This is a genomic window from Cellulophaga sp. HaHaR_3_176 (genome assembly GCF_019021925.1).
Taxonomy (GTDB): Bacteria; Bacteroidota; Bacteroidia; order Flavobacteriales; family Flavobacteriaceae; genus Cellulophaga.
In genome coordinates this window covers 2,814,199-2,827,777 of sequence record NZ_CP058990.1, presented here as the reverse complement: position 1 = coordinate 2,827,777, position 13,579 = coordinate 2,814,199, and the positions used below count along the sequence as shown (strand labels likewise).

The following is a 13,579-nucleotide window of genomic DNA, read 5'->3' as shown; positions in this document are numbered from 1 at the left end:
CAATTAAATGGTTATTAATTCTTACAATATAACGCAAATTGTTAAAAGTTATTCTATGCATTTGATAACTACTAACTTTCATATATGTTGCTAATTTATGTACTTTTGTATTTCTATGCGAGAAATGATTTCTGTATTGCCAAAAGATGTTATAACAGCCAAATTACATGGCTATCTTTTAGGTGCAGTTGGTCCTAGACCAATAGCTTTTGCTAGTACTTTAGACGAGAACGGAAAGCCAAACCTTTCGCCTTTTAGTTTCTTTAATGTTTTTAGTGCGAATCCTCCTATTTTAATTTTTTCTCCTTCGAGAAGAGTTAGGGATAATACGACTAAGCACACTTTAGAAAATGTTTTGAAGACTAAGGAGGTGGTTGTTAATATCGTAAATTATGATATTGTACAACAGATGTCTTTGTCTAGTACAGAATATGCTGAAGGTGAAAATGAGTTTTTAAAAGCAGGTTTAACAATGTTGAAATCGGACATTGTAAAACCATTTAGGGTTGCTGAGTCACCAGTGCAATTTGAGTGTAAGGTGATAAAAGTAGAAGCTTTAGGAGAAAATGGAGGGGCGGGAAACTTAATATTTTCAGAAGTAGTTAAAGTGCATATTGATAAAGCTATTTTAGATGAAAATGGTAGTATTGATCAGGCCAAAATAGATTTAGTCGCTCGTATGGGTGGTAACTGGTATAGCCGTGCTAACGCTGGCCTTTTTGAAGTGCCGAAACCCCTTTCATCTTTAGGTGTTGGAGTTGATAATATACCTAATAATATTAGGTTAAGTTCTGTTTTAACAGGTAACGATTTAGGTAAATTAGGTAATGTTGAAAAATTACCGACTAAAGAAGATATAACTGCTTTTTTGAAAGATAATTCAGAAATTCAGGCCTTAATAAATTCTGGTATAGAAAACCAATTACATAAAAAAGCACAAGAGTATTTACATAAAAACGACGTACTTTCCGCTTGGAAAGTATTATTATCAAAATAAGAGGAAATGGAAGTAGAAGGAAAAGTAAAAATGGTTGGCGAAACGCAAACTTTTGGAAGTAACGGATTTAGAAAAAGAGAAGTTGTTGTAACAACAGAAGAGCAATATCCGCAACACATAATGGTTGAATTTGTTCAGGATAAATGTGATTTATTAAACAGCGTAGCTGTAGGTCAGCCAGTTAAAATAGGAATTAATTTAAGAGGTAGAGAATGGGTTAACCCTCAAGGCGAAACTAAATACTTCAACTCTATTCAAGGATGGAGAATTGAGAATTTACAAGCTGCTGCTTCAACTGATTCAGGTATTCCTCCAGCTCCACCGATGGATTCTTTCCAGCCTGCAGATAATTTGAATGAAGAAGATCATGATGATTTACCTTTTTAGGTTGTAAATAACAATACTTATAAAACCTGTCTTGCTTTCGCAATTCAGGTTTTTTATTTTTATAAAAGTTTAGTATATTTTTAATTTAAATTTTTAAAATAGAAATTGAATCAACAACCTATAGTTTTAGAGCCAAACTCTTTATATTTTCCTCCTGTTGAAAATGCAGATGAAGAGGGCTTGTTGGCTTATGGAGGTGATTTATCTCCTGAGCGGCTATTACTTGCGTATAAAAGCGGAATTTTTCCTTGGTTTAATGAAGACTCGCTTATTCTTTGGTGGAGTCCAAACCCGAGAATGGTACTGTTTCCTAAAAAAATAAAGATTTCTAAAAGCATGAAAAAAGTGCTAAAGAGTACTCAATTTAAATTAACAAAAAACACTTGTTTTCAGTCTGTTTTAGATAATTGTTCAGCTATAGAAAGAGAGGGGCAAGAAGGGACTTGGATTACGAGTAATATGAAAACAGCGTATCTAGAGCTTCATAAAAGGGGTGTAGCCGAATCTTATGAGGTTTGGGAAGATGAAGAATTAGTTGGTGGCTTATATGGTATTAATTTAGGTGATGTATTTTGTGGAGAAAGCATGTTTAGTCTAGTAAGTAATGCTTCAAAATTTGCTTTTATACATTTAGCAAAAGAACTACAAGAAAATAATTACAAGCTTATTGATTGTCAAGTGTATACTGAACATTTAGAAAGTTTGGGAGCAGAAGAAATATCCAGGCAAACATTTATATCCTATTTATAAAGACAGGCTTAACGATGTTAAAATAAACAGGTTTTGAGTTGTTTCAATATTATAATTTTCAAATCGATACTCCAAGCCAGCTTGTAGTTTTGTATTTTCTGTTAATACAAAACCTATTGAGCTTGTAAATCTTTGATCATAGCTTGGTTTATACCCTTTTGCTACGCTTAATAAACTTTCAGTCGAAGCAATAAAATAAGGTTCTCCAGTATCTAAAATAGTGCCCATTAATGGCATATCAGCAGCAAACCTATATCTAAACCTGTGTGTTGTTAAATTACGAGCTATGCGTTGTTCTGCTCTAAGTCGGTGACCATATCTTACATTACTCGGCTTGTGTGTAAAGTTATACTGTTCAGTAAAACGTAACTCGTTATTTTTATTTTTTTCAAAGGTTTCTCTAAATCGGTACTGAATACCAAATGCAACACTCTGGTTATATTTTAATTTAAAATTTGAAAAATGTTTAAAATCAAGTTGCCTTACTTCAACGTTATAGTCATTGTCTTTATAAAAATAAATTCTATTCGCTATTGAAAAGTTGTGAGAATAGTTTTTGCTAATATCATAATTAATAGAAAAATCAGGTTCAATAAAACCAGTAAAATTGCCCTGGGCAAAGAACTGGGTTGTTGAAAGTAATATGCAACTAAAAATAAAAATTTTAATAAAGTATGTGATCATAATTAATAGGAAGTGATTTTCGAATAGATTTAAATTTTCCTGTAGCATCAAATAAGATTTCAAATTTCTCGAAGTTTTTTTCTTTTTTACCATTAATCATTATTTCATAATTAACAGTAGGTAACATAAGGTTTTGAAAAGCGTTATTTATAGTTTTTTCATCATTTTCAATAACGGGGTATTGTTGTTGAATTTTTACAATTTTATATTTCTCAAAATTCTGGTCTAAATATTTAGTTGCGTTTTCAAAAGTGTCATTAGGTATATCAATACTTTTAATTAAAACTTCAATATCTTGTAGATGACCTTGTTCATTAAATTCTACGCTATACCATAAGCGCTTTTTTTTAAATTTAGCTTCAAAAGTTACCTTGCTACTGTCAATCTCTTTATAGAATTTTATTTTTTTTGCATCTGTTAGCTTTGTTTTGATTAAAGACAATGCTTCTGACGGGAATTCAGATTTTTTAATACGAAATTCTCTTTCTAATTTTATTTGACTAAAACAAGTTAGGGTACTAATTAGTAACAATAATAAAAGACTAAACTTCTTCATATCTAAAACAATTTATTTCGTGATCATTAACCATACCGGTTGCTTGCATTTGCGCATATATAACGGTACTGCCAACAAATTTAAAGCCTCTTTTTTTTAAATCTTTACTGATTTTATCAGATAGTTCCGTGTTAGCAGGTGCTTCTTTATAATGCTTTACTTTATTCTTGATAGTTTTTCCATCTACAAAATTCCAGATATAAGTGCTAAAACTACCAAATTCTTCTTGAATTTTCATATACGCATCTGCGTTAGAAATGGTGGCTCTAATTTTAAGTTTGTTTCTAATGATTCCTGCGTTTTGCAATAAAGATTCAATTTTGGATTCATTATAAGTCGCAATTTTTTTATAATCAAAATTGTCAAATGCTTTTCTGAAATTTTCTCGTTTTCTCAAAATTGTAATCCAGCTTAACCCCGCTTGAAAAGTTTCTAGAATTAAAAATTCAAATAGTTTGTCATCATCTTTAACGGGTACTCCCCACTCTAAGTCATGATACGCTTCATAAAGATCATCACCTTGGCACCATCCACATCTATGTTTTTCCATTCTAGTTCTTTTAAAGGTAGATAAGATTTACAAATCTATTTTATTAGAAATTAAATTAACTAATTCTGGTTTATAATTTTTTTCAAGGTAAGGCTTTTAAAATAAAATGTTTAACTATTGCGTATTAATAGCAATACTATTAAATTCGTGATTAAAATAATAATTTATTAGAGATGGATAGGCTATTACAATCGATGAAAATTACTATTAATGATAAGATTTATATCAAAGACCCTGAATCTTCTGAATTAGGAAAGAAAATAATTCAAGATAGTATTTTATTAATTCATGAAATTGGTTTCGAAAAATTTACATTCAAAAAACTAGGTTTAGCTATTGAGTCTAATGAGAGTTCTATTTATCGTTATTTTGAGAATAAACATAAACTATTATTGTATTTAACCTCTTGGTATTGGGGTTGGTTAGAATATCATTTAGTATTTTCAACTAATAGTATAACTAACCCTATTGAAAAACTTACGAAAGCGATAGAGGTTGTGACTAAAGTGATCGAAGAAGATTCTCATTTTTCACATATCAATGAAATTGTTTTAAGTAAAATTGTCATTAATGAATATTCAAAATCATATTTAACTAAAGAAGTTGATGAGGAGAATAAAGATGGTTATTTTACTATTTATAAAAGGCTTATTGCTAGGTTAGCAGAAATGATTACAGGAGTAAATTCTGAATATAAATATGCTTCGAGTATGGCGAGTACTGTGTTAGAGGGAAATTTGCATCAGTTTTTTTTAAAAGAACATTTTCCAACGCTTACTGATTGTCATAATTCTAAATCTTCAACATGCTACTTTACAGAAGTAGTTCTAAAAACAATACAAAATTAAAGCATGGCAAAAAATGTACTTACAGCTTGGCAGCGTTTAATAGGGTTACTAAAACTTGATAAACGCGATATTTTCCAAACTTTTTATTATGCTATTTTCGCGGGTATCGTAAACTTAACATTGCCTTTAGGTATTCAGGCAATTATTAATTTAATTCAGGGCGCTCAAATTAGCACTTCTTGGATTGTTTTAGTTGTTTTGGTAACTGGTGGTGTGGCCTTTGGTGGTTTGTTGCAGCTAATGCAAATTAGAATTATAGAAAACGTTCAGCAGAAAATCTTTACAAGAGCATCATTTGAATTTATTTATCGTTTTCCGAAAATAAAAATGAGTGAGCTTCGCGATTACTATCCGCCGGAGCTAGCTAATAGATTTTTTGACACACTTACGGTTCAAAAATCGCTTTCTAAAGTTTTATTAGATTTTCCTGCGGCCTTACTGCAAATTATTTTTGGGTTGCTGTTATTATCATTTTATCATCCATTTTTTATTATTTATGGCTTGTTATTAATGTTGCTAATTTATGTGGTATTTAAATTTACAGCTCAAAAAGGATTAGAAACAAGTTTACAAGAATCTAAATATAAATACAAAGTAGCACATTGGATTCAAGAAGTTGCTCGTTCTCTTGTTAGTTTTAAACTATCAGGTAATACGACTCATGGACTTGATAAAAATGATGAACTAGTAGGAGAATATCTTCAAGCAAGAGAAAACCATTTTAGAATTTTAGTCATTCAGTTTATTCAAATGATAGGTTTTAAGGTTTTGGTAACAGCAGGTTTATTGCTTATTGGAGGCTTGTTGGTTTTAAATCAAGAAATGAATATAGGTCAGTTTGTTGCTGCTGAAATAATTATTTTACTAGTTATTAGTTCGGTAGAAAAATTAATTCGTGGGTTAGAAACTATATATGATTTATTAACTTCATTAGAGAAATTAGGGCAAGTAGTAGATAAAGATTTAGAGTCGCAAAAAGGGGAGGTTCCATTAACAACTGAAACAAGCTTAACAGTCGAAATATCTGATTTAAGTTATAAGTCTTACGGTGTTAAAAATAAAATATTAGACAATATCTCGTTAACAATTTTACCAAATACAACAACACTTTTGTTAGGTAAAAATGGGTCAGGTAAAACTACATTATTACGATTAATGGCTGGTTTAGTGAGGCCGACAGAAGGGGCTGTTTATGTAAATAATATAGCATTGGATAATATTGTGCCAAATCATTACCGATCGTTTATTGGCCAATCTTTTACTGAAGAGAGCCCTTTTGAGGGTAGTATATTAAACAATATAACATTTGGAGACGAAACAATATCGCAGAAAGATTTGTATTGGGCAATTGAAAAAACATGCTTAACAAAATTTGTAAAAGAACAACCAAAAGGTATTCATACAATTTTATTTCCTGAGGGACAGCAAATACCACATAACGTTGCTAAAAAAATCCTTTTAGCAAGAGCTATTGTTCGAAAACCAAAGTTATTGATTTTAAAGGAACCGTTAGATCAATTAGATGTAGAAGAAGTGATTTCAATTATGAATTTTTTATCTGATAAATCAAATCCTTGGTCATTGGTTATTGTTAGTCACGATAAAAACTGGGAAAATCGAGTAGATAGAATAATCACACTTGATGGAGGTAAAATTATAAATGCTAATTAAATAAAGCTATGCTTAATATCTCAAATAACATATTAAATAAAAAGGTAAACCTTAGTGTGTACAAGTCTGCAGAGCGTGTTTTTCATAAAAAGCATTATAAATATTTTAATAGATTTTTAATAGGGTCTGCTTTGTTTGGTTGTGTGGTTTTATTTTTGCCATGGACTCAGAATGTAAGAGGTAATGGAGCCTTAACAACTTTAAAGCCTGATCAAAGACCACAAACTATTCAGTCGCCAATACCAGGTAGAATAGAAAAGTGGTTTGTGCAAGAAGGGGATTATGTAAGTAAGGGAGATACTATTTTATTTATTTCAGAAATAAAAAACGAATATTTTGATCCTCAATTAGTAGAGCGTACAGGCGATCAAATAAAAGCAAAAGAAATGTCTGTAGTTTCTTATGAAGGTAAGGTGCAGGCGTTAAATAATCAGATAGGAGCCTTGTCTACAGAACGAAAACTAAAGTTAGAGCAAGCAAAGAATAAATTAATACAATCTAAGCTTAAAGTGAAAAGCGATAGTATCGATTTTCAAGCTGCAAATACAAATCTTGAAATAGCAGAACGTCAATACAACCGTACGGTTCAATTAGAAAAAGAAGGCCTAAAAGCACTTACTGATGTAGAAGAAAAAAGGCTAAAATTGCAAGAAACCCAAGCTAAATTAATTGCTCAAGAAAATAAATTATTAACAAGCAGAAATGATATTTTAAATGCCTCTATGGAAATTAATAGTGTGCAAGCTGCATATACAGATAAAATTTCAAAGGCTCAAAGCGATATGTATACAGCCCAATCAGGGCAATTTGATTCTCAGGCACAAGTGAGTAAGTTAGAAAATCAATTTACGAATTATGAAATGAGAAATGATTTATACTATATAAAAGCTCCACAAAATGGTTATATAAATAAAGCAATACAAGCAGGTTTAGGAGAAACTTTTAAAGAAGGTGATCAGTTAGTGGGTATAATGCCTGTAGATTATGATAAGGCTGTCGAGATGTATATAACACCTTTAGATTTGCCTTTGATACATAAAGGAGAAAAAGTGCGTATTCAGTTTGATGGTTGGCCATCTATTGTATTTAGCGGTTGGCCTAATGCCTCGCATGGTACATATGGTGGTGTTGTGGTTGCTATTGAAACTTTTATAAGTCCGAATGGTAAGTATAGGGTATTACTTTCTCAAGACCCAGACGATCAATCTTGGCCAGATCAAATACGTGTAGGCTCAGGAGCTAATACGGTTGCTCTTTTAGAAGATGTTCCTATTTGGTATGAGTTATGGCGTCAATTAAATGGTTTTCCGCCAAATTATTATCAGCCTGATGTTACTTCAACTAAAGACAAAAAATAATGAGAAATTTTATCTTTTTAGGTTTATTGTGTATTAGTTTCTCTTTGCCAGCACAACAGATTGATTCTTCTGTTTTAAAATTTAAAGAATATCTGGGGTATGTGAAAAAATATCATCCGATTGCAAAACAAGCAGAATTAACTTTAGATGAAGGGCAAGCGTATCTTTTAAAATCAAGAGGAAGTTTTGATCCTAAAATTGAAGTTGATTATGGTACTAAGCAGTTTAAAGGAACCGAATACTATGAGAAGCTAAATGCGACATTTAAAATACCTACTTGGTATGGGATTAACTTAAAAGGTGTTTTTGAACAAAATGAAGGTACCTATTTAAACCCTGAGTATACTGTGCCTGATGATGGATTGTATAGTGCAGGAATAAGCATGTCTGTTGGGCAAGGTTTATGGATTAATGACCGAATGGCGACGCTTAAAAAAGCGAAATATTTTAGAGAACAAACTAAGGTTGATAGAGATATAGAAGTCAATCAAGTGCTTTTTGATGCCGCTTTAGCTTATTTTAATTGGCTACAAGCTTATAGTGAAAGTAAAATATTTGAAGGATTTTTAGAGAATGCTAAAATACGTTTTCAAGGTATTAAAAAAAGTGCATCCGTAGGGCAAATTGCCGCTATAGATACTGTTGAGGCAAAAATTGTAGTTCAAGACAGAGCTTTAAATTTAGAGCAAGCAAGAGTTAAGCTAATGCAAAAATCATTAGAGGTTTCAGGGTATTTATGGCTAAATAATAATTTACCAGTAGAGTTACAACCTAATGTTGTGCCTGATGATGAAGTGCAAAATGATATTGATAGTACCTTAGAAATTTCAGGAATACCGTTAGATAGTTTTACGATAGATAATCACCCAAAACTTAAATCACTAGACTTTAAATTAAATGGTTTGCGAGTTGATAAAAATTTGAAAGCAAATAAATTACTACCAAAAATTGAACTCGAATATAATTTTTTAACAGAAACACCTGAGCTAATAAACTCTTTGCGAACAGATTATTACAAAGGTGGAATTAGTTTTCAATTGCCTATTTTTTTAAGGAAAGAACGAGGTGATTTAAAGCTAGCTAAAATTAAGATGCAAGACGCTAAATTTGAAATTGACAATGCTGAAATTCAAATTAAAAATAAAATAATTGCGCTTTATCGTGAGTTAGATTCTTTTGAGAAACAAAACGTTCTTATAGATGATATGGTGTTTAATTATGAAACCTTATTGAGTGCGGAAGAACGCAAGTTTAGCTTCGGAGAAAGTTCTTTATTTTTAATAAACTCTAGGGAAAATAAATTAATAGAATCTAAATTAAAACAGGTATTGGTGCAAAATAAATTCTTTACAACTAAGGCTAAATTATTTAATAGTTTGGCTGTAAATCCACAGAATTTATAAATTTATGATGGGGAACATAGTATGATGCTGGCACGATAAAAAATGTGTTTGTAAGTTTTTTTATTTTTTTTCTACAAATATGATATATCTCATATCCTATAGAATAGGGAGAATTTAATTTTATAGTATAACTGATCCAACAAAAATGATAGAAGAAACCAATATATCAAAAACAACTTTTGAAATCGTAAAAGAGAGTTTGCCTAAAGGTATTTCTTATGAAGAATATAGATCTAAGGTTAGTGCACTGGTAGCTTTAAAGCAGTCAACAGGTATCTTTCAGACCGATAATTTGATAAACTATACGTTGTTGAATGATAAGCGTATGAAGCGTTTAGATAAAACTTTAAAAATTAGTGAAGAAGATACTATCGAAATTAAAAAAATCGATAGAAAAGTAACTTGGTTGGTGTTAACTGAAAGTTGGTGTGGTGATGCTGCCCAAACAATGCCAATAATGAACAAGATTGCAAAATTAAATTCGAACATAGATTTTAAAGTATTGCAGCGAGATGAAAACTTAGAATTGATGAATCGTTTTTTATATAATAATTCATTGTCCATCCCTAAGTTGATAATGGTTGATGATATAACGGGTGAGGTTATAAACGATTGGGGTCCGAGACCAACTGTGGCTACAAAAATGGTAAATGATTTTAAGGAAGAGCATGGTAGTTTAACGCCAGAATTCAAACAAGATTTACAAATGTGGTACACAAAAGATAAAGGCCAAAATACTATAAAAGATTTATTAGCGAGCCTTTTGTTGAAATAAATAGGTGATGGTTCCTTTTTGAGAACCTTTAGAGCTATTTGTAAAAGTTGATCTATAGGCGTATGCAGTAGCATTATCTATCAAGCAACCATTATCTGTAGTTGAACTTTTTTTATTAAAAGTAGCATCAACAACATTTCCACTGCTATTTACTTCAATATTAATAACAATTTTACCGCCTTCAATACACGTATATATTGGTATCGGTAAATGTTTTTTAACTCTATCAACTAATGAATATGAGATTGATGTTCTTCGTTTTGCTAGGTTATTTGTAGGTACATCTTTTTGAGCTTCACGTTCCCCTAATAACTCTTTTGCTTCTTTTCTTTTTTTACGTAATTCTTTTAAGTTAGCAGCATATTCACCTGAGCTAGAAGTTAAGAGTTCAGAAGGCTCGTCGCTATCGGAAGAGCTTTCAGCTTCTTCCATTAATTCTTCAAGCGTTTTTAACGGTTCTGGGTTGCCGTAGCTAGGTTTTGATGCTTCATTGTATGCCATGTGGCTTTTTATACTTTCAGCTTTTGCTTGGTCTTCTAAAAGTTCTTGTTCCTTTATAATGTCTTCAATATCATCTTCAATCATTGCCATTTCAATAACATACTCTTCTTTCTCTTTGCCACCTAAGTGTATATTGTAAAGTATCAACACCACGATAGACATGGAGCAAAAAGTAATTAATAAAGAAAGTTGACTTCGATTCAAATTCATATTTCTATAACCACATTTTTAGAATTATATTTTAAAAAAATCGTTGAATGGCAGTAACTGGCTCTAGTTTATAGCATTTACCATTTTATTGAAATCCTCAGGGGTGATTGCTTTATTTACGTTGTAATCTCCTATTTTGGTTCTTCTTAAGGCAGTTAAGTGCCCGCCAGACTGCAAAGTTTTGCCAAAATCATACGCTAAAGAGCGTATATAAGTGCCTTTACTGCACACTACTCTAAAGTGAACATTATTGTCTTCTATACTTGTAATTTCAAACTCAGAAATGGTAATACTTCTTTTTCTGATTTCTACTTCTTGACCTTCTCTAGCATATTCGTACAATCTTTTTCCGTCTTTTTTCAAGGCTGAAAAAATAGGTGGTACTTGTTCGATATCGCCAATAAACTGCTGCGTAGCTTCTTTAATTAAAGCTTCGGTGATATGTTCAGTAGGGAAGGTTTCGTTAATTTCGGTTTCTAAATCGTATGATGGTGTTGTGCTACCAAGTGTAATCGTACCAGTATATTCTTTTGCTTGACCTTGTATTTCGTTAATACTTTTGGTGAATTTACCAGTACATATAATAAGTAAACCTGTTGCCAAAGGATCTAAAGTACCCGCATGACCTACTTTTATTTTTTTAAGTTCAAACTTTTTTCTGATAGTCCATTTTACAGAATTTACAGCCTGAAACGAAGACCATGTTAAAGGTTTGTCTATTAATAATACTTGACCTTCTAAAAAATCTTCTTTTGTTTTCAATAGGTGTGTTCTAATGGGTTTAAGCTAAATATCCGTAGGCGATAGCTATTAGGCCAACAATTAAACAATAAATAGCGAAATAAGAAAGCTTGCTTTTTTTAACTAATTGAATCATCCAAGTACAAGCAACTAAACCAGCTAAAAAAGCAGCGATAAAACCAGCTCCCATTGCAAAGTTATTTTCTCCTGAAAAAGTTAACTCGCCACCTAATAGATCTTTAACAATTTTACCAAAAATAAGAGGCACTACCATTAAGAAAGAAAAACGTGCAGCTTTCGTTTTATCGACACCTAATAATACAGAAGTAGAAATTGTAGCTCCACTTCTTGAAATACCAGGCAACATAGCAATAGCTTGAGATATACCTACGATGAATGCATTTTTAAAACTTACTTTTTTATCCGTGTCTTTTGCTTTATCAGCAAAATATAATAACACAGCTGTTATTAGAAGCATGAAACCTACAAAGCGAACATTGCCGCCAAAAAAGCTTTCTAATTGCTTCTCAAAAAATAAACCTACAAAAACAGCAGGCAACATTGAAATAATAATTTTTACAGAGAATTGTGATTCTTCATTCCATTTAAATTGAAATAAACCACTTAATATTTCCCATATATCTTTTCTGAAAACTACGATAGTACTTAATGCTGTAGCAAAATGTAGTACAACGGTAAAAAGTAAACTTTCTTCTGGTACAGAGTTATCCCCTAATATAGCTTTTCCTAATTCTAAATGACCACTTGAAGAAACAGGTAAAAATTCAGTAAGACCTTGAATTATACCTAGGATTATAGCATCTAATGTTTCCAATTATTTATTCTTTTTAGGGTTCAATAAAATAGCATAAATTTCGATGCCTAAACCAATTAAAACCATTGTAGGTGCCAATCTAATTCTTCTGAAATTATATATTTCGTCATTAAAAACGTTCGGATCATCGCTTCCGCCACCACTCATAAGTATAAAACCTACAGTAATAAAAGCTAACCCGATGAACATGAACATATAATTTTTCTTTTGAAAAATGAATTCTCGTTTAGAGTCTGTTGCTGTTTTGTTGTTCTGTTTATTTAACATGCTGCAAATTTAATAATATAATTCATCTGTTCTAAGATTTAAGAAACGTTGTGTCGCAAAATAGGTGCTTATTAAAGAAATTAGAAGTCCTAAAACAAAAACACTAGAGAATAAGATGATTAATATAACAGGGTCGTTCATTAAACCAAGTTCAGGGAAGTTTTCATTTACATAATATAAAACACCAGCTAATGCTATCATTGCTATGATAGAGCCGATGATTCCTAACTTAATATTTGTCCAAATAAATGGCCTTCTAATAAATGTTTTAGTAGCGCCAACCATTTGCATGGTCTTAATGATAAATCGTTTAGAATAGATTGATAAGCGAATAGAGCTGTTAATCAGTAATACCGCTATAAAAGTAAAAATACCACTAGCCACTAAAATCCAAAAGCTAATTCTTTTTACGTTATCGTTTAATAAACCAATTAAAGGCTTATCGTAACTTACTTCTTCTACATAGTTTTTTGACCCAATTTCAGTAGCAATTTCTTCTAATTGTTCAGGCGTTACAAAATCAGCCTTTAGTTGAACGTCTAATGAGTTTTTTAAAGGATTGTAACCTAAAAAGTCTTGAAAATTTTCACCAATATCTTCACTATGCTGTTCAGCTGCTTCTTCTTTTGATACGTACGCAGTATTTTTTGTATAATCTGCCATAGCCAAGCTTTTTTGAAGTTGGTCAATTTCCACCTGTTTAGCAGTATCTTTTAAGAAAACAGAAATAGTAATTTGTTCTTTAAAATGATCGGCCATTTTTTTAGTGTTTAAAACTAAAAGACCTAAAATGCCTAATAAAAAAAGTACCAAACCGATACTTAAAACCACAGAAAAATAACTTGATATTAATTTTCGTTTTTGATAGCGTTCAAAAGATTTACTCATAATTGTTGAAAACGGTATGTAAAAATAGGAAAGTATATGTAATATAAAATCTATGTTAACAGTTTGCACCGTTTTTATGGCAAATTTTTAAGAAAAAACAGTCTTTTCTGTCTTTTTAATGTAAAATGACCTTTTAAAAGTTTCTTACCCGTTTTTAT

16 protein-coding genes are annotated in these 13,579 nt (G+C 31.1%); 8 read left to right on the top strand and 8 right to left on the bottom strand.

What is annotated here, in order from left to right:
• The first annotated feature begins 97 nt into the window (after positions 1–97).
• From H0I23_RS12485 to aat, 3 genes are all read left to right on the top strand, one after another.
• A complete protein-coding gene (locus H0I23_RS12485; RefSeq protein WP_254073603.1) occupies positions 98–997 on the top strand; it encodes a flavin reductase family protein in 900 nt (299 codons plus the stop codon).
• Positions 998–1,003: 6 nt separating this feature from the next.
• Positions 1,004–1,384, top strand: a complete 381-nt coding sequence (locus H0I23_RS12480) for a DUF3127 domain-containing protein (RefSeq protein WP_216783627.1) — start codon at positions 1,004–1,006, stop codon at positions 1,382–1,384.
• Between the two features lie 105 nt (positions 1,385–1,489).
• The gene (gene aat, locus H0I23_RS12475) at positions 1,490–2,134 is read left to right on the top strand and encodes a leucyl/phenylalanyl-tRNA--protein transferase (protein ID WP_254073602.1); all 645 of its coding nucleotides are present in this window, start codon (positions 1,490–1,492) and stop codon (positions 2,132–2,134) included.
• On the opposite strand, the gene H0I23_RS12470 is transcribed toward aat, so the two are convergent.
• The 3 genes from H0I23_RS12470 to H0I23_RS12460 are packed head-to-tail and all read right to left on the bottom strand — an operon-like array spanning position 2,129 to position 3,924.
• Entirely contained in the window at positions 2,129–2,818 is a 690-nt protein-coding gene (locus H0I23_RS12470; RefSeq protein ID WP_216783626.1) for a DUF2490 domain-containing protein, read from the bottom strand. The genes aat and H0I23_RS12470 overlap by 6 nt on opposite strands.
• The gene (locus tag H0I23_RS12465; protein WP_216783625.1) at positions 2,799–3,374 is read right to left on the bottom strand and encodes a hypothetical protein; all 576 of its coding nucleotides are present in this window, start codon (positions 3,372–3,374) and stop codon (positions 2,799–2,801) included. Before H0I23_RS12465 ends, H0I23_RS12470 begins: the two co-directional genes overlap by 20 nt.
• Positions 3,361–3,924, bottom strand: coding sequence for a DNA-3-methyladenine glycosylase I (locus H0I23_RS12460; protein ID WP_216783624.1), 564 nt, complete (start codon positions 3,922–3,924; stop codon positions 3,361–3,363). Before H0I23_RS12460 ends, H0I23_RS12465 begins: the two co-directional genes overlap by 14 nt.
• A 173-nt stretch (positions 3,925–4,097) precedes the next feature.
• Between H0I23_RS12460 and H0I23_RS12455 the strand changes: the two genes are divergently transcribed.
• The 5 genes from H0I23_RS12455 to H0I23_RS12435 all read left to right on the top strand — a co-directional run bounded on the left by H0I23_RS12455 (position 4,098) and on the right by H0I23_RS12435 (position 9,979).
• Entirely contained in the window at positions 4,098–4,772 is a 675-nt protein-coding gene (locus H0I23_RS12455; RefSeq protein WP_216783623.1) for a TetR/AcrR family transcriptional regulator, read from the top strand.
• A gap of 3 nt (positions 4,773–4,775) precedes the next feature.
• The gene (locus tag H0I23_RS12450; RefSeq protein ID WP_216783622.1) at positions 4,776–6,443 is read left to right on the top strand and encodes a peptidase domain-containing ABC transporter; all 1,668 of its coding nucleotides are present in this window, start codon (positions 4,776–4,778) and stop codon (positions 6,441–6,443) included.
• A gap of 8 nt (positions 6,444–6,451) precedes the next feature.
• Positions 6,452–7,801 carry an HlyD family secretion protein gene (locus tag H0I23_RS12445; RefSeq protein WP_216783621.1) on the top strand — a complete coding sequence of 450 codons (1,350 nt, stop codon included), beginning with the start codon at positions 6,452–6,454 and terminating at the stop codon, positions 7,799–7,801.
• Positions 7,801–9,204, top strand: a complete 1,404-nt coding sequence (locus tag H0I23_RS12440) for a TolC family protein (protein ID WP_216783620.1) — start codon at positions 7,801–7,803, stop codon at positions 9,202–9,204. The genes H0I23_RS12445 and H0I23_RS12440 overlap by 1 nt, the downstream gene beginning before the upstream one ends.
• Before the next feature lie 145 nt (positions 9,205–9,349).
• Positions 9,350–9,979, top strand: coding sequence for a thioredoxin family protein (locus H0I23_RS12435; RefSeq protein WP_216783619.1), 630 nt, complete (start codon positions 9,350–9,352; stop codon positions 9,977–9,979).
• On the opposite strand, the gene H0I23_RS12430 is transcribed toward H0I23_RS12435, so the two are convergent.
• The 5 genes from H0I23_RS12430 to H0I23_RS12410 all read right to left on the bottom strand — a co-directional run bounded on the left by H0I23_RS12430 (position 9,956) and on the right by H0I23_RS12410 (position 13,421).
• On the bottom strand, positions 9,956–10,690 hold the full coding sequence (locus H0I23_RS12430) for a hypothetical protein (protein ID WP_216783618.1): 735 nt from the start codon (positions 10,688–10,690) through the stop codon (positions 9,956–9,958). The genes H0I23_RS12435 and H0I23_RS12430 overlap by 24 nt on opposite strands.
• Before the next feature lie 63 nt (positions 10,691–10,753).
• Positions 10,754–11,452, bottom strand: coding sequence for a tRNA pseudouridine(55) synthase TruB (gene truB, locus H0I23_RS12425; RefSeq protein WP_216783617.1), 699 nt, complete (start codon positions 11,450–11,452; stop codon positions 10,754–10,756).
• Between the two features lie 19 nt (positions 11,453–11,471).
• Positions 11,472–12,266, bottom strand: coding sequence for an undecaprenyl-diphosphate phosphatase (locus H0I23_RS12420; protein WP_216783616.1), 795 nt, complete (start codon positions 12,264–12,266; stop codon positions 11,472–11,474).
• Entirely contained in the window at positions 12,267–12,533 is a 267-nt protein-coding gene (locus H0I23_RS12415; protein ID WP_216783615.1) for a DUF3098 domain-containing protein, read from the bottom strand. It lies immediately after the preceding gene.
• Positions 12,534–12,542: 9 nt separating this feature from the next.
• The gene (locus H0I23_RS12410) at positions 12,543–13,421 is read right to left on the bottom strand and encodes an ABC transporter permease (protein WP_216783614.1); all 879 of its coding nucleotides are present in this window, start codon (positions 13,419–13,421) and stop codon (positions 12,543–12,545) included.
• Between the last annotated feature and the right edge of the window lie 158 nt (positions 13,422–13,579).